General features: G+C 65.6%; 14 protein-coding genes. 8 read left to right on the top strand and 6 right to left on the bottom strand.

What is annotated here, in order from left to right:
* Positions 1–44: 44 nt before the first annotated feature.
* Entirely contained in the window at positions 45–566 is a 522-nt protein-coding gene (gene ispF, locus A985_RS0114250) for a 2-C-methyl-D-erythritol 2,4-cyclodiphosphate synthase (RefSeq protein ID WP_304412212.1), read from the bottom strand.
* Positions 567–630: 64 nt separating this feature from the next.
* A complete protein-coding gene (gene ispD / locus A985_RS0114245; protein WP_017234077.1) occupies positions 631–1,353 on the bottom strand; it encodes a 2-C-methyl-D-erythritol 4-phosphate cytidylyltransferase in 723 nt (240 codons plus the stop codon).
* A gap of 108 nt (positions 1,354–1,461) precedes the next feature.
* On the opposite strand from ispD, the gene mfd reads away from it, so the two are divergent.
* The 8 genes from mfd (at position 1,462) to serB (ending at position 12,891) form a co-directional block, all read left to right on the top strand.
* Complete coding sequence (gene mfd, locus A985_RS0114240; protein WP_017234076.1) at positions 1,462–4,926, top strand: transcription-repair coupling factor; 3,465 nt, start codon at positions 1,462–1,464, stop codon at positions 4,924–4,926.
* 157 nt (positions 4,927–5,083) lie between these two features.
* On the top strand, positions 5,084–6,301 hold the full coding sequence (argE, locus tag A985_RS0114235) for an acetylornithine deacetylase (protein WP_017234075.1): 1,218 nt from the start codon (positions 5,084–5,086) through the stop codon (positions 6,299–6,301).
* Between the two features lie 190 nt (positions 6,302–6,491).
* Positions 6,492–7,778: an MFS transporter gene (locus A985_RS0114230; RefSeq protein WP_017234074.1), complete on the top strand. Its 1,287-nt coding sequence runs from the start codon at positions 6,492–6,494 to the stop codon at positions 7,776–7,778.
* 101 nt (positions 7,779–7,879) lie between these two features.
* Entirely contained in the window at positions 7,880–8,908 is a 1,029-nt protein-coding gene (locus A985_RS0114225; protein WP_017234073.1) for a threonine/serine dehydratase, read from the top strand.
* 125 nt (positions 8,909–9,033) lie between these two features.
* On the top strand, positions 9,034–10,059 hold the full coding sequence (locus tag A985_RS0114220) for an ornithine cyclodeaminase family protein (protein ID WP_017234072.1): 1,026 nt from the start codon (positions 9,034–9,036) through the stop codon (positions 10,057–10,059).
* A 159-nt stretch (positions 10,060–10,218) separates the two neighbouring features.
* Positions 10,219–10,785 carry a cysteine hydrolase family protein gene (locus tag A985_RS0114215; RefSeq protein WP_017234071.1) on the top strand — a complete coding sequence of 189 codons (567 nt, stop codon included), beginning with the start codon at positions 10,219–10,221 and terminating at the stop codon, positions 10,783–10,785.
* Positions 10,786–10,843: 58 nt separating this feature from the next.
* Positions 10,844–11,860, top strand: a complete 1,017-nt coding sequence (locus tag A985_RS0114210) for a GlxA family transcriptional regulator (RefSeq protein ID WP_017234070.1) — start codon at positions 10,844–10,846, stop codon at positions 11,858–11,860.
* 134 nt (positions 11,861–11,994) lie between these two features.
* Positions 11,995–12,891: a phosphoserine phosphatase SerB gene (serB, locus tag A985_RS0114205; RefSeq protein WP_017234069.1), complete on the top strand. Its 897-nt coding sequence runs from the start codon at positions 11,995–11,997 to the stop codon at positions 12,889–12,891.
* A gap of 58 nt (positions 12,892–12,949) precedes the next feature.
* Here the strand turns inward: serB and A985_RS0114200 are convergent, their stop codons facing one another.
* The 4 genes from A985_RS0114200 to rimO all read right to left on the bottom strand — a co-directional run bounded on the left by A985_RS0114200 (position 12,950) and on the right by rimO (position 17,963).
* Positions 12,950–14,167, bottom strand: a complete 1,218-nt coding sequence (locus A985_RS0114200) for a cystathionine beta-lyase (RefSeq protein ID WP_017234068.1) — start codon at positions 14,165–14,167, stop codon at positions 12,950–12,952.
* Between the two features lie 52 nt (positions 14,168–14,219).
* Positions 14,220–15,401: a beta-ketothiolase BktB gene (bktB, locus tag A985_RS0114195; protein WP_017234067.1), complete on the bottom strand. Its 1,182-nt coding sequence runs from the start codon at positions 15,399–15,401 to the stop codon at positions 14,220–14,222.
* Positions 15,402–15,657: 256 nt separating this feature from the next.
* Positions 15,658–16,596: a sugar kinase gene (locus A985_RS0114190; protein WP_017234066.1), complete on the bottom strand. Its 939-nt coding sequence runs from the start codon at positions 16,594–16,596 to the stop codon at positions 15,658–15,660.
* Positions 16,596–17,963: a 30S ribosomal protein S12 methylthiotransferase RimO gene (rimO, locus tag A985_RS0114185; protein ID WP_017234065.1), complete on the bottom strand. Its 1,368-nt coding sequence runs from the start codon at positions 17,961–17,963 to the stop codon at positions 16,596–16,598. The genes A985_RS0114190 and rimO overlap by 1 nt, the downstream gene beginning before the upstream one ends.
* Positions 17,964–18,111: the final 148 nt, after the last annotated feature.

Genomic DNA, 18,111 nt, shown 5'->3' with positions numbered 1-18,111 from the left:
TGCTGCCCGCGCGTCACCGCGTTGCGTGCAGCGCCGCTATCGCCTCAGCCGGCCACGAGCAGGGCTGCCGCCTGCGCTTCAATCCCTTCCTGACGGCCGAGATAGCCCAGCTTTTCGTTCGTCTTCGCCTTCACGTTCACCTGACCGACGGTGACGCCCAGCGCGTCGGCAATCGACTGCGTCATCGCGCCGATATGGGGCGCGAGCTTCGGCGCCTGCGCAATCACCGTGCAGTCGACGTTGACGACCTCGTAGCCCTGCTCACGCACGCGCCGCATGGCTTCCTGGAGCAAAACCACGCTGTTCGCGCCCTTGAACGTGGGATCGGTGTCGGGAAAGTGGCGTCCGATGTCGCCCAGCGCCGCCGCGCCGAGCACGGCATCGGTGATGGCGTGCAGGAGCACGTCGGCGTCGGAATGGCCGAGCAGGCCGCGATCGAACGGGATGGTCACGCCCCCCATCACGAGCGGGCGCCCCGGCACGAGGGCATGCACGTCGTAGCCCTGGCCGATGCGCAGCTTCGACAACATCGCGAGCGGGGAATGAGAAACAGCTTGTTCAGTCATGGAGAGTCGCCAAATGCGAAAGAATGCGGGGTGTCGTTTCGGAGCTGCGGCGCATGCCGAGCCCTCACACGGACTTGGCAGCGCCGAGGAAGGCCTCGGCGAGCGCGAAATCTTCGGGATAGGTCACCTTGAAGTTGCGCAGGCTGCCGCGAACGAGCTTCGGCGCGTGGCCGATCCGTTCGATGGCGCTGGCTTCGTCGGTCACTTCGGCCCCCGAGGCGAGCGCGTCTTCCAGCGCGTGACGCAGCATGCCGACGCGAAACATCTGCGGGGTCTGCGCCTGCCAAAGGCCGTCGCGCGACTCGGTCGCCAGCACGGCCGCCAACCCACCCTTCGCCGTCGGCGCCTGCTCGCGCTTGAGCGTATCGGCCACGGGCAAGGCCAGGATGCCGCCGACCGGATCGTCGCGCAGCGCCTCGACCAGCGCGCGAATCAGCGCCGGCGTAATGCCGGGACGCGCCGCATCGTGCACCAGCACCCAGTCGCTGTCCTGCGCCCCGAACTCGGTGAGCGCCTGCAGCCCGCCAAGCACCGACGCATGCCGCGACGGCCCGCCGCAACGTCGCACCGCAAAACGCAGCGGACCGAAGCGCCTGCCGTCGAAATGATTGTCGTCGGGCGCCAGCACCAGCACGGTCTGAGCAAACTCGGAGCAGGCGTCGAACGCGGCGAGCGCATAGTGCAGCATGGCGCGTCCGCCCACGCTTCGGTATTGCTTGGGCACATCGGCCCCGGCGCGTACGCCCGCCCCGGCACACGGGATGACGGCAAAAAGTCGGTCGCTCACAATAAAACGCAGGTAAGAGGAAAGCAGGGATTTTATAATAGACGCTGACTGTCACGGGGCCCCATGCGAAAGGAGCCCCGTGCTTTGCCATTTCTGCAACGTTCCTCTATGTCCGCCGCCAACGCTCTATCCCGTAATACCGCGCCTGTGCCGCTCGTGAAAGCGGGACAGCGTTACGCCTTTGCAGGCTCGCACGCGTCGAGCGACGCCCTGCTCATCGCCCGCTATTTCAACGACAACCGCGAGCGCCTGCCGTTGCTCGCCGTCGTGTGCGCCCAGGCCACCGATGCCCTGCGCCTGCAGCAGGAACTCACGTGGTACGCGCCCGACGCCCGAGTACGGCTGCTGCCCGACTGGGAAACGCTGCCGTACGACACGTTCTCGCCACATCAGGATCTCGTCTCCGAACGGCTCGCCACCCTGCACGACCTCGGGGAGAAGCGCTGCGACATCGTTCTGGTGCCCGCCACCACTGCGCTCTACCGCATGGCCCCCGCGAGCTTCATGGCGGCCTACACGTTCTTCTTCACGCAGGGCGAGCGGCTCGACGAAGCACGCCTGAAGTCGCAACTGACGCTGGCAGGCTACGAGCATGTGAGCCAAGTGATGCGGCCCGGTGAGTATTGTGTGCGCGGCGGACTGATCGACCTGTACCCGATGGGCTCCGCCCTGCCGTATCGTCTCGATCTGTTCGATGACACCGTCGACAGCATTCGCGCATTCGACCCCGACACGCAGCGCAGCCTGTATCCGGTCAAGGAAGTCCGCCTGCTGCCCGGGCGCGAATTCCCGTTCGACGACGCTGCCCGCACCGCCTTTCGCGGGCGCTGGCGCGAAGTGTTCGAAGGCGACCCGACCCGCAGCCCGATCTACAAGGACATCGGCAGCGGCGTGCCGTCGGCCGGCATCGAGTATTCCCTGCCGCTGTTCTTCGACGAAACCGCCACCCTGTTCCACTATCTGCCTGCCGACGCCCAACTGGTGTTCGTGGGCGATCTCGACGCGGCCATCCACCGTTTCTGGAACGACACGCGTCAACGCTACAACTTCCTGTCGCACGATCGCGAGCGGCCGGTGCTGCCGCCCGAGCAACTGTTCCTGCTCGATCAGGACTTCTTCACGCTCGCCAAGCCGTTCGCCCGCCTGACGCTGCCTACGCCGAGCGACGGCAGTTGGGCCATCCCGTTGCCGGCACTGGCCATCAACCGTCGTGCCGACGACCCGCTGGCCGCCCTGCGCGCCTACCTCGCCCGCACACCAGCCCGCGTGCTGCTGTGCGCCGACTCGGCCGGCCGGCGCGAGACGCTGCTGCAACTGCTGCATGACCATGACCTGCGCCCATCGTCCGTCGAGTCGTTCGAAGACTTCCTGACATCAGACGCTCGCTTTGCCATCGGCATCGCCCCGCTGGCCGCAGGCTTCCTGCTGCCGACGGAAGATCTCGCCTTCATCACGGAGAACGAGCTTTACGAAGGCCTCGCACGCCGCGCCGGCAAGCGCCGCCAGGAGCAGGCAACGTCGGTCGACTCGATGGTGCGAGATCTGGCCGAACTCAAGGTGGGCGACCCGGTCGTTCACAGCCAGCACGGCATCGGTCGCTATCAGGGCCTGGTCAGCATGGATCTCGGCGAAGGCGAGACCGAATTCCTGCATCTCGAATACTCGGGCGACAGCAAGCTGTACGTGCCCGTTTCGCAGTTGCATCTGATCTCGCGCTACAGCGGCGCCGATCCCGATACCGCACCGCTGCACTCGCTGGGCTCGGGCCAATGGGAAAAGGCGAAGCGCAAGGCGGCGCAGCAGATTCGCGATACCGCGGCCGAACTGCTCAACCTGTACGCCCGTCGTGCCGCGCGTTCCGGTTACGCGTTCGAACTGTCGCCGCGCGACTACGAGAAGTTCGCCGATAGCTTCGGCTTCGAGGAAACGCCGGATCAGGCGGCCGCCATTGCGGCCGTGATGAGCGACATGACGAGCGGCCGTCCGATGGACCGCCTCGTGTGCGGCGACGTCGGCTTCGGCAAGACCGAAGTGGCCTTGCGCGCCGCCTTCATTGCCGTGCTCGACGGCAAGCAGGTCGCCTTGCTGGCCCCGACCACGCTGCTCGCCGAACAGCACGCGCAAACCTTCTCCGATCGTTTTGCCGACTGGCCGGTACGCATCGCCGAACTCTCGCGCTTCAAGACGACCAAGGAAGTGAACGCGAGCGTGAAGGCCATCAACGAGGGACAAGTCGATATCGTGATCGGCACGCACAAGCTGCTGTCGAACGACATCCAGTTCCAACGTCTGGGCCTCGTCATCATCGACGAAGAACATCGTTTCGGCGTGCGGCAGAAGGAAGCCCTCAAGGCGCTGCGTGCCGAGGTGGACGTGCTCACCCTGACCGCCACCCCGATTCCCCGTACGCTCGGCATGTCGCTCGAAGGCCTGCGCGACTTCTCGGTCATCGCGACCGCACCGCAGAAGCGTCTGGCGATCAAGACCTTCGTGCGCCGCGAAGAGGATGGCGTCATCCGCGAAGCCATGCTGCGCGAACTCAAGCGCGGCGGACAGGTGTACTTCCTGCACAACGAAGTCGAAACCATCGAGAACCGCAAGGCACAGTTGGAAGCCCTGGTGCCCGAGGCCCGTATCGTCGTGGCGCACGGACAAATGCACGAACGCGATCTCGAACGCGTGATGCGCGACTTCGTCTCGCAGCGCGCCAACGTGCTGCTGTGTACCACCATCATCGAGACCGGCATCGACGTGCCGACCGCCAACACGATTCTGATGCATCGCGCGGACAAGTTCGGTCTGGCGCAATTGCACCAGTTGCGCGGGCGCGTCGGGCGCTCGCACCACCAGGCCTATGCCTATCTGCTCGTCCACGATCCGAAGGCGCTGACCAAGCAGGCACAGCGGCGTCTCGAAGCGATTCAGCAGATGGAAGAACTCGGCGCGGGCTTCTATCTCGCGATGCACGACCTGGAGATTCGCGGCGCGGGTGAAGTGCTGGGCGACAAGCAATCGGGCGAAATTCACGACATCGGGTTCCAGCTCTACACCGACATGCTGGCCGACGCCGTGAGCGCACTGAAAGCCGGACGCGAACCGGATCTCACCGCGCCGCTCTCGGCGACCACCGAGATCAATCTGCATGTCCCGGCCATCTTGCCGAGCGACTTCTGCGGCGACGTACAGGAGCGCCTCTCGCTGTACAAGCGCCTGGCCAACGGCACCCACGCCGACGCCATCGACACGATCCAGGAAGAACTCGTCGATCGCTTCGGCAAGCTGCCGCAGCAGGCGCAGGCGCTGATCGAGACGCACCGCCTGCGACTGCTCGCCAAGCCACTGGGTATCGTCAAGATCGACGCGAGCGAAGACGCCATCGCCCTGCAATTCGAGCCGACACCGCCCGTCGATCCGATGCGCATCATCGCGCTGGTGCAGACGCATCGCCATATCAAGCTCGCGGGACAGGACAAGCTGCGCATCGAAGCAAAGCACGTGCAACTGACCGATCGCGTCCGCGCGATCAAGGAGACACTGCGCGCGCTCGGCACGCCGAACGCCAAAGCGGCCTGACGCTCGCATGCCCCGGGGCAACCCAAGCCCGGCGCGTCTTTTCCCACAAGGCGGGAATGGTTGTTCACTCAACCTTTTACGTCTAAATTGTTTTTGAGTAATATTTCCCCAGTGCCGGTACGTAGCGACGTATGACTGGAGATTCCCGGAGATTCGAATGACAAGCGCTTCCCCCCAAGCCATCGCCCCGCAGGTTGCCAACGAGGCCCAGCCGGCATCGCTCGACTGGATCACGAAGCTGGTCAGCATCGACACCACCAGCCGCGAATCGAACCTCGGCCTGATCGAGACGGTGCGCGACAGCCTCAAGCACGCTGGCGTCGAGCCGTGGTTGTCTTACGACGCCACCCAGCGCAAGGCCAATCTGTTCGTGACGCTGCCGGCCGCGGATGGCAACACCCAGGGCGGTATCGTGCTCTCGGGCCACACCGACGTGGTGCCGGTCGACGGTCAGCCATGGGACACCGATCCGTTCAAGCCAGTGGTGCGCGACGGCAACCTGTACGGCCGCGGCACGTGCGACATGAAGGGCTTCATCGGCTCGGTCATGACGCTGCTACCGGAAATGCGCGACGCCAAACTCAAGACGCCGTTCCATTTCGCGTTCTCCTACGACGAGGAAATCGGTTGCGTGGGCGCGCCGGTCATGCTCGCCGCATTGCGTGAGCGCGGTATTCGCCCGGACGGCTGTATCGTCGGCGAGCCGACGAGCATGCGCGTGATCGTCGCTCACAAGGGCATCAACGCCTACCAGTGCTGTGTGCGCGGTCATGCGGCGCACTCGTCGCTCACGCCGAAGGGCTCGAACGCGATCGAATACGCCGCGCGCCTGATCTGCTACATCCGCGATCTGGCCGATCACTTCAAGCAGAACGGTCCGTTCGACGAGTTGTTCGACGTGCCGTTCACCACGGCGCAGACGGGCACGATCTCGGGCGGTATCGCCCTCAACACGATTCCGGCGCTGTGCGAGTTCGTCTTCGAATACCGCAACCTGCCGGGCGTGGATGCCGACGGGATCTTCCAGCGCATTCAGCAATACGCCACGGACGAGTTGATCCCGAAGATGCAGAAAGAGCACCCGAACGCGGGTATCGAGTTCAAGCGGATTGCCGCGGCCCCGGCACTGGACGCTTCGGAGCAGGACGCGATCACGCAACTCGTGCGCGCGCTGACCAAGGACACCGACAAGCGCAAGGTCGCTTATGGCACCGAAGCCGGTCAGTTCCAACGCGCAGGCGTGCCGTCGATTGTGTGCGGCCCTGGCAATATCGAACAAGCCCACAAGCCCAACGAGTTCGTGTCGCTCGAACAGATCGCGCAGTGCGAATCGTTCCTGCGCAAGTTGATCCACAGCAACACCGTCGGCGTCTGAACCCACGCCCGACTCGCGCAGGCCGGCGCGTCGACGAACGTTTGACGGGGCCGTATTCCGACTGCCGGATGCGGCCCGTTGCCTTGCAACATGCCTTACGCAGTAGCAGACGCCTATCGCAAGGGCGCACAGGACATTCCTCCGCAAGATAACAATCACGTACGCCAGACAGGTATTGGAGATCTCGCCCATGAGCGCAAGCGCAGCCCCCAACGCGACGGCCCCGGCCGCCCGCACTTCCCCGCACGCGTGGCGTGTGATCGTATCGGCCTCGATCGGTAATGCGCTCGAGTGGTTCGATCTCGTGGTGTACGGCTTTTTCGCCGTGACCATCGCCAAACTGTTCTTCCCGACCGGCAACGACACGGTATCGCTGCTGCTCACCCTCGGTACGTTCGGCGTGTCGTTCTTCATGCGGCCGCTGGGCGCCATTGTGATCGGCGCCTATGCCGACCGCGCCGGTCGCAAGGCGGCCCTCACCCTGTCGATTCTGATGATGATGGTCGGCACGCTGCTCATCGCGCTCATGCCCACGTACGCCACCATCGGCGTGCTGGCACCGGTCGGCATCGTCATCGCCCGCATGGTGCAGGGCTTCTCGGCGGGCGGCGAATTCGGCAGCGCCACTGCGTTTCTCGCCGAGCACGCACCGAAACGCCGCGGCTTCTTCTCGAGCTGGCAGGTCGCCTCGCAAGGGCTGACCACGCTGCTCGCCGCGGGGTTCGGCGCGCTGCTGACCGGTAATCTGTCGCCGGAGGCCATGATGTCGTGGGGCTGGCGCGTGCCGTTCTTCTTCGGCCTGCTGATCGGCCCGGTCGCGTATTACATTCGCCGCCGTCTGGACGAGACGCCCGAGTTCCTCGACATCGAGCCCACGCAAAGCCCGCTGCGCGACACGTTCGCGAGTCAGAAGGAACGGCTGCTGCTCGCCATTGGCGTGGTTGTGATGGCCACCGTGGCGACGTACCTGGTGCTCTACATGCCCACGTATGCCGTGAAGCAACTGGGCCTGCCGTCGTCGGCCGCGTTCTCGGCGGTACTGCTCACCGGCGTGGTGCAACTGATCGTGGCGCCCATCGTCGGCCACTGGTCGGATACGCATGGCCGGATCAAACCGATGCTCACGGCCGCCGTGGCATTGCTGGTACTGGTCTACCCGATGTTCAGCCTGCTCGATGCGCACCCGACGTTCGGCGCGCTGATGGTGTTCCAGATCGTGCTCGGCCTGCTGATGACAACGTACTTCGGCGCCCTGCCCGCCCTGCTCACGGAATTGTTTCCGGTGCAGGTGCGCACCACCGGCCTCTCGCTCGGGTATAACATCGCAGCAACGGTGTTCGGCGGTTTCGCCCCGTTCATCATCACGTGGCTCATCGGCGCTACCGGCAACAAGCTCGCGCCGAGCTTTTATCTGATTTTCGCTGCCCTTATCAGCATTACCGCGCTGCTGCGCACCCGTAAGCTCGGCCTGCGCTGATTTCAGCGACGGCCCAGCGCCCCCCGGGCGCCGAGGCGCACATGCGTTCACCGGTGTGCGCCCGTCCCCGGGGATTCCACGACTACGGAGACCCTGTCCAAGTGACGCAACTGACCCCTGCCCCGCACGCCGAAACCATCGACACGCAACCCGTTCCGACCCGGGACGCCATTGCCGAACTCCACGAAAAGCTGCGCCCCTATGTGCGAACCACGCCAGTGTTCACGCGCAACGACTTTCCGACGCTGGGCGACACGCGGGTGACGTTCAAGTACGAGCTGCTGCAGGCGTCGGGGACGTTCAAGGCGCGCGGCGCGTTCTCGAACCTGCTCTCGCTCGACGAAGCGCAGCGCGAAGCGGGCGTGACGTGCGTATCCGCCGGCAATCATGCCGTGGCGGTCGCCTATGCCGCGCGCGCGATGGGTGTCGGGGCCAAGACGGTCATGCTCAAGACCGCCAGCCCGGCACGCTCGTCCCTGTGCCGCGAATACGGCGCGGATCTGATGTTGGCGGAGAACGTGCATGAAGCGTTCGAGGTGGTCAAGCGCGTGGAGCAGGAGGAAGGCCGTTACTTCGTGCATCCTTTCAACGGTTACCGCACCGTGCTGGGCACGGCCACGCTCGGTTACGAGTGGGCGCAGCAAGCCCCCGACCTCGACGCCGTGATCGTGCCCATCGGTGGCGGCGGGCTGATTGCCGGGGTGGCGACAGCGTTCAAGCTGTTCGCCCCGCACGTGCAGGTGTATGGCGTGGAGCCGGCGGGTGCCGATGCGATGGCTCAGAGCTTCGCCGCAGGCGGTCCGGTCAAGATGGGGCCGATGAGCGGCATTGCCGACAGCCTGATGGCGCCGCACACCGAGCTGTACAGCTACACGCTGTGCCGACGCCATATCGACGAACTGGTCACCGTCACCGACGACGAGATGCGCGCGGGCATGCTCACGCTGTTCCGCCAACTGAAGCTCGCCGTGGAGCCGGCATGTGCCGCTGCCACCGCCGCATTGATGGGGCCCCTGCGCGAAAAGCTCATGGGCAAACGCGTGGGCGTCCTGCTGTGCGGCACCAATACCGACACGGCAACGTTCAACCGGCACATCGAAGCCGCCCTCGCGGCGGAAGCGAACGGCTGAGCGGCGTCGCGCTGCCTTCGCACGGCATCACGCCGCAGCCGCACCCCGACGCGACCCGACGGTCGCGTCGTCGCTTGGCCTGCGGCTGCTTCCGGCATTTTCCAGCAACGTCACCAGGATTTCGCATGTCCGCCACCTCCCCCACGCCGCCTGTCTTGCTGCTCGACGCCACGCAAATCGCCGCGCTCATGCCCGTGGCCGACGCGATTCCCGTCATGTCCGATATGTTCGGCGCGCTGGCCCGCAAGCAGATTCCCCTGCCGTTGCGTCAGATCATTCGCCCACCGGAAGCGCTCGGGGCCAAGGGCATGCTCGGTATGATGCCTGCGTTCCTGGGTGGCACGGCGTCCGGCATACCAGTCTACGGCGCGAAGGTCGGCACCTTCTTTCCCGGCAATAGCGCCCAAGGCAAAGATCCACATCAAGGGTGCGTGCTGTTGATGAGCGGGCTGACGGGGGAACTCCTCGCGGTCATGAACGCGGCGGAGATCACGGGCATTCGCACTGCCGCCGTGACGGGGCTCGCGACACGTCGGCTCGCCCGCCACAACGCCAGCCGTCTCGCGCTGATCGGCGCCGGTCATCAGGCCCACTGGCATCTCGCGGCACTCGCCGCGGCGCGCGAGCTGCAGCACGTGCGCGTGGCGAGCCGCTCGCTCGCCACCGCACAGGCGTTTGTCGACAAGGAGCAGCCGAACTATGATTTTCGCCTCGAAGCCGCGCAGAGCGTCGAAGCAGCCGTGCGAGACGCCGACATCGTGGTCACGGTGACCAACGCCACGGAACCGGTGCTGCAAGCGGACTGGATCGCGCCGGGCACGCACGTCAATCTGGTGGGCAGCAGCACGCCGCGTCACCGCGAGGCCGACACGGCGCTCATGGCGCGCGCGCAACTGTTCGTCGACCGGCGCGAGTCGACGATCAACGAATCCGGCGACTATCTCGCCGCCGCTGCCGCGGGCAGCATCGGACCGGCCGATCTGCTCGCGGAACTCGGCGAGCTGGTCATTGGCCATCATCCCGGGCGCACCGATGCCGAAGCCGTCACAGTCTTCAAGTCGCTTGGCATGGGCGCGCAGGACGTTGCCCTTGCCGCCGCCCTCTATCAACGCGCGCAAGCCGCAGGCATTGGCACCAGCGCCGCGATCTGAAGGTCCGACGCGCCGCTGACAACGTCAGCCCACGAGGGCGACGGGGCCGCCAAACACAATGTCCGGATCGGTCCGGTTCCGGTCTGGAGGCGGCCTGTCGAGGCGTCAGGGGACGCCGTAAGATGGTGCCATCGGTTCCCACCTCACGGAGAGTCCCTCATGTCGCAAAGCCAAGCTGCCCACACCGCCCGTACCGCCCTGCTCGTCATCGACGCCCAGGAGTCGTTTCGCCAACGCCCGTACTGGCGTGAAGACGATCTCGCCACGTATTTCGACCGTCAGCAGGCCCTCGTCGACGGTGCCGTGGCGCGCGGCGTGCCGATCGTGCAGGTCTTCCACATCGGGTCGGGCGCGTTCTCGCGCGATTCCGGCTTCGTTCGCACGCTCGAAGAACTCCATATCGCCCCGGCGTTAACGGTGGACAAGGTCAAGCATAGTGCCCTGGCCGGCTCCACGCTCGGCGCGTGGCTCGTCGAGCATGGCATCACGCGCCTGATCGTCTCCGGCATCCGTACCGAGCAATGCTGCGAGACAACCACGCGCGCGGCGTCCGACGCGGGTTACGCCGTGGACTTCGTCACCGAAGCCACCCTCACGTTCCCGATGCAGCACCCGCGCACCGGGCGTGAGCTGTCGGTGGCCGAGCTGAAGGAGCGCACGGAAACGGTGCTCGTCGATCGCTTCGCACGCATCGTGACGGTTGAGGAAGCGCTCGCCGCGGTGTAATGTCGTGATCAACCCGCCTTGCCCCCGCTGTCCGAATCTGACCTGAACGCCTGCCGCCATGCCGCGACTGCAACCCGTCTACCTGCTGGTCATGCCCGACGCGCTGCTGCTCGACGTGGCGGCCCCCGCCGAAGCCTTGCGCATGGCCAATCACCAGCAGGACGACGTGCGCTTCGTGTTGCACTACGTCGGCACGCAGCGCTCAGTCGCCACCTCGATCGGCTTGTACGTCTCGCCGCTCGACATCTTGCCGGACAACGTGCCCGACGACGCCTGGCTGGTCGTCACGGGAACGGTCGAGAAGCCACTGCCGGTATGGGCGGCGGACGGCGGCACGACACCTGACCATTCCGCGGCGCCCACCGAAGACGCCGAACCCCTTGCCATCGCGTGGCTTCGGCGGGTCGTGCGCCCCACGCATCAATTGGCCTGCATCTGCACGGGCGCCTTGCTGGCCGCGCGCGCAGGACTGCTCGACGCCCGCGCCTGCACCACGCACCACGGCAGTTGCGACGCCCTGCGCGCGCTGGCCCCCAGCGCCCGGGTGGCCGACAATCGACTTTACGTGCATGACGCAAACGTGTGGACGAGTGCCGGTGTCACGACCGGCCTGGATCTGATGTTGACGCTCATCGCCGACGCCACCGGCCCGTTGTGTGCGGCGGCCGTCGCGCGGCAGATGGTCGTCTACGCCCGGCGCGCGGGCGCCGACCCGCAGTTGTCGCCGTGGCTGGAAGGCCGCAACCATTTGCACCCAGCGTTGCATCGCGTGCAGGATGCCATCGCCGCCGATCCCGCGCACGACTGGACACTCGCCTCGATGGCGGACATCGCCTGCGCCAGCGAACGGCACGTGACGCGACTCTTTCGCGAGCACGCCGGCGTCGCGCCCATCGATTACCTGCATCGGCTGCGCATCGCGCTCGCGCGCGAGATGCTCGGCAACAGCCAGCTCGACCTGGAACATATCGCCGAGCGCACCGGCTTTGGTTCGAGCCGACATCTGCGACGCGTCTGGCACAAGTTCGATGCACTCCCGCCGAGCCACGCACGCCGTATCGCGCACGACGGCTGAAGCAAGGCATCCGGGAGATGCGCGAAGCCCGATATGGCGGGACATCGTGGGGAGACGTCGGGAAACCAGCGTCGGCTCGCCGCAACCCGGTAGAATGTCGATCGCACGCAAAACGCAAGACTCTCGACTTCAAGATGGCCAACGATCTCGTCATTCTGGGCGGCACCCCGCCCACTACGTCCACTACGCCCACCGCACCCGCCACGACCTTCCCGCCGCATCTGCAGGCGGCCGTCGGCGCCTTCGTACCCGGCGCCAACGTCACGTTCACGCCAGGCGCGGCGCGTATTGCCGATGTCGTCGACACGCCCGCCCTGCGCGCGGCGATGGGGGCGTTCGCACAGCAGCACGAAGTCGACACCGTGCTCGTCGACAGCCACCGACGCCTCACAGACTTCAAGCTCGTGGCCATGGACATGGACTCGACGCTCATCACCATCGAGTGCATCGACGAAATTGCCGACTACTGTGGGCTGAAGGCGGAAGTCTCGGCCATCACGGAAGCCGCCATGCGCGGCGAGATCAAGGACTTCAACGAGAGCCTCACGCGGCGCGTGGCGCTGCTCAAGGGACTTGACGCGAGCGCCCTGGAAAAGGTCTTCGACGAGCGCCTGCAACTCTCGCCCGGCGCCGAAACCATGTTGCGCGGCGTTCAGGCACTCGGCATCCGCACGCTGCTGGTGTCCGGCGGCTTCACGTTCTTCACGGAGCGACTGAAGGCGCGTCTGAACCTGGATGTCGCCCGCGCCAATACGCTGGAGATCGTCGACGGCAAGCTCACGGGCCGAGTGCTCGGCGAGATCGTCAACGCCGAGGTCAAGGCGCGCACCGTGACCGAAGTGGCGACACAGCTCGGTGTCAGCGCTGCTCAGGCAATCGTCATGGGCGATGGCTCGAACGACCTGCAGATGATGGCCATCGCCGGGCTGTCGGTGGCGTTTCGCGCGAAACCGGTGGTGCGGGAGAAGGCGTCTGTCGCGTTGAATTACGCAGGTCTGGACGCCCTGCTCTCGCTGTTCCGCAAGGACTGACATCGCCGGCGCGATGCGCCGACGATGCAGCGCCCTTCGTGGGCGCGCGTTCCCTTCCTCAGGCGCCGAGGTGCGCCGTCAGACTGGCTTCGATATCGGCCTGTAAATCGCGCACGTCTTCGAGACCGACATAGAAGCGCACCAGCGCGCCCTTATGCGGCCACGGCGTTGCCGAGCGCATGGACGGCACGCGATAGGGCACCACCAGGCTGTGCGCGCCCCCCCAACTGAAACCGATCTTGAACAAGCGAAGCGCTTCGATGAATGCGTCGATTTGCGCCGGCGTGTAGCGCTCGTCGAACACCACGGAGAACAGACCACCCGCGCCCGTGAAGTCGCGATGGAAATGCGCATGGCCGGGGCAATCCTCGAATGCCGGATGCAGCACGGCCGCGATTTCATGACGGGTGCCCAGCCACGTCGCCAGCGTCATCGCGGCACGATCGTGCGCCTCGAAACGTAGCTGCATATTCGGCAGACTGCGCAACACGAGGCTGCAATCGTCGGCTGACACGCCCACGCCCATGCGCATGCGCGCCTGCTTCAGACGGTGGTGCACGTTATCGTCGACGGTCACGACCGAGCCCATCAGCACGTCGCTACCGCCCGATTGGTACTTGGTGAGGGCCTGCACCGAGATGTCCACCCCGTGGTCGAACGGACGGAATGCCAGGCCGGCGGAATATGTATTGTCAATGGCCGTGAGTACGCCCCGCTCGCGCGCCACGCGCGCGATGGCCGGCACGTCGGGGACTTCCATCGTCACCGAGCCCGGGGCCTCGAGCCAGATCACCTTCGTGTTGGACTGAATCAGCGCGCCGATACCGTCACCGATCATCGGATCGTAGTAGCGCACGGTGATGCCGAACGACTCGGCGAGCCAGTCACCGTGCTCTCGGTTCGGACCGTAGGCGTTGTCTGGAATAAGGACATCGTCACCGCTCTTGACGAGGCCAAAGTACACATTGGAGATCGCGGCAAGTCCCGACGGGAACAGCAGGCAGTGTTTGCCGCCTTCGAGCGCCGCCAAGCGCCGCATCAACTCCATCGATGTGGGCGTGGCATGCAGACCGTAGCGCCACTGGCTGTCGTTCTTCCAGTCGAGCGAGCGCATGGCGGCCAGATCGGGGAAGATCACCGTCGATGCGCGGGCCACCGGCACCGGCATCGCGGCGAAACCGGCCGGCACGTGGGTGTCCGTATGCAGAATATTGGTTTGCCAATGCCAGCCATTGGCTTCCGGCGTGTCGAGGGGCTTACGGTTGTCTTGCGTCATTACGGCTCCGGAAAGACTCGGGCCGGCAACGACACCGGCCCCCGGGAGTAACTTACACGCGCTCGAACACGGCGGCAATGCCCTGGCCGCCGCCGATGCACATCGTCACCAGTGCATAGCGCCCGCCGATACGCTGCAACTCGTGCAACGCCTTGACCGTGATCAGGGCACCAGTCGCGCCGATCGGGTGGCCCAGCGAAATGCCGGAACCGTTCGGATTCACCTTGGCCGGATCGAACCCGAGGTCGCGCGTGACCGCGCACGCCTGCGCGGCGAATGCTTCGTTGGCTTCCACCACATCGATGTCGCCAACCTTGAGCCCGGCGCGCTCCAACGCCTTGCGCGACGCTGGCACCGGACCAATGCCCATATAGTTCGGATCGACCCCGGCGTGGGCGTAGCTGACCAGGCGCGCGAGCGGCTTGGCGCCGCGACGCTCGGCTTCGGCGCGTTCCATCAGAATCAGCGCGGCGGCCGCATCGTTAAGCCCCGAGGCGTTCCCGGCCGTGACGGTGCCGTCCTTCTCGAACACGGGGCGCAGCTTCGCCATGTCGGCCAGCGTCACTTCCGCACGCACATGTTCGTCGGCGGTGAACGACACCTCGCCCTTCTTCGACTTGATCGCGATAGGGACGATCTGGTCGTTGAAATAGCCCGCAGCCATGGCGCGCGCGGCGCGTTGATGCGATTCGACCGCGAGACGATCCTGATCGTCGCGCGTGATACCCCATTTCTTCGCGATGTTCTCTGCCGTCACGCCCATATGAATATTGGCGAAGGGATCGTGCAACGCGCCGAGCATCATGTCGACCAGACGCGATTCGCCCATGCGCGTGCCCCAGCGGGCACCCGGCATCACGTACGGCGCGCGGCTCATGCTCTCCGCGCCGCCCGCCATCGCCACGTCAGTGTCGCCCAGCAGAATCGACTGCGCGGCAGAAACGACCGCCTGCAGACCGGAGCCGCACAGGCGATTGACGGTCATCGCGGGCGCATGCTGGCTAACGCCCGCCTCGATGGACGCCACGCGAGCCAGATACATGTCCTTGGGTTCGGTATGAATGACGTTGCCGAACACCACGTGGCCGACGTCGTCACCGCCCACCTGGGCGCGCGCCATGGCCTCGCGGGCGACGATGGCACCGAGCTGCGTCGGCGCGAAATCCTTCAGGCTGCCGCCAAAATCTCCAATCGCGGTGCGCACACCGCTGACGATCACGACTTCTCGTTGCATGTCTCTTCTCCGGGTGAATTTCAGTTGGCAATGAGTATAGCGCCGCAGGGGTTACCGCGATGGCAGACGCAGTGGAGGGAAACTTCGATGAGCGAGCTTGCGGGGGCGGCGGCCGTGTCGGGTGCCACGCATTGCGCTGCGGCGGGACGCGGCGGGAAGTGGCGGGAAGTGGCGCAAGCGACGGAAGTCGGGGGAAAGCGAAGCGAGGGGAAACCGGAGCATCGACGTGCCCCGGTAGGTCAAGCATTGATGCGGATCAGCCCGCCAGTGTCTGGAGCACCTGCTCGGCGCGCGGTACGGGCGCGACTGCGCCGTAACCGGTTGTCGACAACGCTGCGCAGACGTTGGCGTAGCGCGCCGCCGCGAACGGATCGTCGCCCAGCGCCAGACGGGCCACGAAAGCGCCGCCAAAGCAATCGCCGGCCCCGGTGGCGTCAACGGCCTTTACCGGATATGGCGCGACGATACGACGCTCGTCCGGCGTGGCGACATAGCAACCCTCGCGACCCAGCTTGAGCGCCACGACCTTCACGCCATACGAGAGCAGTGCGTCAAGGATCGCATCGCGATCGTCCAGCCCAGTGACCGCCGTCACGTCGTCCCAGCTCGGCAGGCAGACGTCGGTCAGGCTGAAGGCTTCGCGCATGGTGGCGCGGGCGCGGGCCAACGGCCACAGCTTGAGGCGCAGATTCGTATCGAACGACACCTTGCCGCCGGCGGCGCGAATCGTCGACATCGCCTCGAAAGCGGCGTCGCAAGCGCTCGCGCTGATCGCCAGGCTGATCCCCGACAGGTGCAGGAAAGATGCGCTCGCCAACGCTTCGCGCGGCAGATCCTGGGGCCGGTAACGGCTCGCGGCGGAGCCCGCGCGCAGATAGTCGAAATGGTGCCCGCTCGCGTCGTGGGACACGAAATAGACGCCGGTCGGAGCCTGCGCATCGACGCGAACGGCGTCCGTATCGACGGCTTCCTCACGCCACAAATCGAGCAGCATGCGACCGAAGCGGTCGTCGCCGAGCGCGCTCACGAAGCCCGTGTTGACGCCTTGGCGACGCGCAGCGATGGCGAAGTTGGACGTGTCGCCGCCGAAGCCCTGCAAATACTGGCGGGGGTCGTCGGGCGACTGGTTGAACTCGACCATGGCTTCGCCCATGGCCAGCACTTGCGGACCTGTTGACGTATGCGTGAGCGCCATCAGACCACCTCGCCCCACAGATCGTGGCCGTCGGCGCCAGTCACCGTCACGTTCACGAACTCGCCGACCTTCAGGCGCTTGGCCGCCGTGGGCGTGGGCTCGATGTACACGAGGCCGTCGATTTCGGGGGCGTCGGCCGCCGAGCGCGCCACCCCACCGTCCTGATTGATCTCGTCGACGATGACCTGAATCGTCGTGCCGACCTTGCGCTGCTGGCGCTGCGCCGAGATCTCTTCGGCCACTTCCATGAAGCGCGCGCGGCGCTCCTCGCGCACTTCGTCTGGCAAGGCACCCGGCAATTCGTTGGCCTTGGCCCCCTCGACCGGCGAATAGGCGAAACAACCCACGCGGTCCAGTTCGGCCTCGCGAAGGAAGTCCAGCAGATACGCGAACTCGGCCTCGGTTTCACCCGGGAAACCTGCGATGAAGGTGCTGCGGATCGTCAGATCCGGGCACAGCTTGCGCCACGCCTGAATGCGCTCGAGATTCTTCTCCCCCGAGGCCGGGCGCTTCATGCGCTTGAGCACATCCGGATGGGCGTGTTGCAGCGGCACGTCGAGATACGGAAGGATGTGGCCTTCGGCCATCAGCGGAATGATCTCGTCGACGTGCGGGTACGGGTAGACGTAATGCAACCGCACCCAGGCGCCGTACTGCTTGGCCAGTTCGCCCAGCGCCGTGACCAGTTCGGTCATGCGAGTCTTGAGCGGACGCCCCGCCCAAAAACCGGTGCGGTACTTCACGTCGACACCATAGGCGCTGGTGTCCTGCGAGATCACCAACAGCTCCTTCACACCGGCCTTGAAAAGGTTCTCGGCCTCGAGCATCACTTCGGCCACCGGGCGCGAATCGAGATCGCCGCGCATCGACGGGATGATGCAGAACGTGCAGCGATGGTTGCAGCCTTCGGAGATCTTCAGATACGCGTAATGACGCGGCGTAAGCTTGATGCCGGCGGGCGGCACAAGATCGGAGAAGGGGTCGTGCGGCTTCGGCAGATGCGTATGCACCGCGCTCATCACTTCGCCCAGGGCGTGGGGACCGGTGACGGCCAGCACCTTCGGGTGCACGGCCGTTACGATGTCCTGACCGGCGGCGTCCTTTTTGGCGCCCAGGCAACCGGTGACGATCACCTTACCGTTTTCGGCCAGCGCCTCGCCGATGGCGTCGAGGCTTTCCTGAACGGCGTCGTCGATGAAGCCGCAAGTATTGACCACCACGAGATCGGCACCGTCATAGGTACCGGCGATGTCGTAACCTTCGGCACGCAGTTGCGTCAGGATTTGCTCGGAGTCGACCAGCGCCTTGGGGCATCCGAGCGAAACGAAGCCGACCTTGGGGGTGCCGGCGGGCGATGGGCGGGACATGGGGCGAAATCCTGATCTAGAAAATACGGGGAACGATCGACCGGCGAAGCAGCGACCTCAGCCACTCCTGGCGCATCCCCCACAATGCCGAAACACCGCGCGAGACGCAGATCCTGCCTGCCGCCGAAACCGCCGCAAGAAGTCCCTC

Source organism: Pandoraea sp. B-6 (assembly GCF_000282835.1).
Classification (GTDB): Bacteria; Pseudomonadota; Gammaproteobacteria; order Burkholderiales; family Burkholderiaceae; genus Pandoraea; species Pandoraea cepalis.
The sequence above is the reverse complement of the archived record's forward strand: the minus strand, read 5'-3'. Positions and strand labels throughout refer to the sequence as shown.

Excerpts from the sequence above, each read along its gene's own strand:
- ispF (WP_304412212.1), bottom strand. The coding sequence starts at position 566 with ATGACTGAACAAGCTGTTTCTCATTCCCCGCTCGCGATGTTGTCGAAG.
- mfd (WP_017234076.1), top strand. The coding sequence starts at position 1,462 with ATGTCCGCCGCCAACGCTCTATCCCGTAATACCGCGCCTGTGCCGCTC.
- argE (WP_017234075.1), top strand. The coding sequence starts at position 5,084 with ATGACAAGCGCTTCCCCCCAAGCCATCGCCCCGCAGGTTGCCAACGAG.
- A985_RS0114230 (WP_017234074.1), top strand. The coding sequence starts at position 6,492 with ATGAGCGCAAGCGCAGCCCCCAACGCGACGGCCCCGGCCGCCCGCACT.
- A985_RS0114220 (WP_017234072.1), top strand. The coding sequence starts at position 9,034 with ATGTCCGCCACCTCCCCCACGCCGCCTGTCTTGCTGCTCGACGCCACG.
- A985_RS0114215 (WP_017234071.1), top strand. The coding sequence starts at position 10,219 with ATGTCGCAAAGCCAAGCTGCCCACACCGCCCGTACCGCCCTGCTCGTC.
- A985_RS0114210 (WP_017234070.1), top strand. The coding sequence starts at position 10,844 with ATGCCGCGACTGCAACCCGTCTACCTGCTGGTCATGCCCGACGCGCTG.
- serB (WP_017234069.1), top strand. The coding sequence starts at position 11,995 with ATGGCCAACGATCTCGTCATTCTGGGCGGCACCCCGCCCACTACGTCC.
- A985_RS0114200 (WP_017234068.1), bottom strand. The coding sequence starts at position 14,167 with ATGACGCAAGACAACCGTAAGCCCCTCGACACGCCGGAAGCCAATGGC.
- bktB (WP_017234067.1), bottom strand. The coding sequence starts at position 15,401 with ATGCAACGAGAAGTCGTGATCGTCAGCGGTGTGCGCACCGCGATTGGA.
- A985_RS0114190 (WP_017234066.1), bottom strand. The coding sequence starts at position 16,596 with ATGGCGCTCACGCATACGTCAACAGGTCCGCAAGTGCTGGCCATGGGC.
- rimO (WP_017234065.1), bottom strand. The coding sequence starts at position 17,963 with ATGTCCCGCCCATCGCCCGCCGGCACCCCCAAGGTCGGCTTCGTTTCG.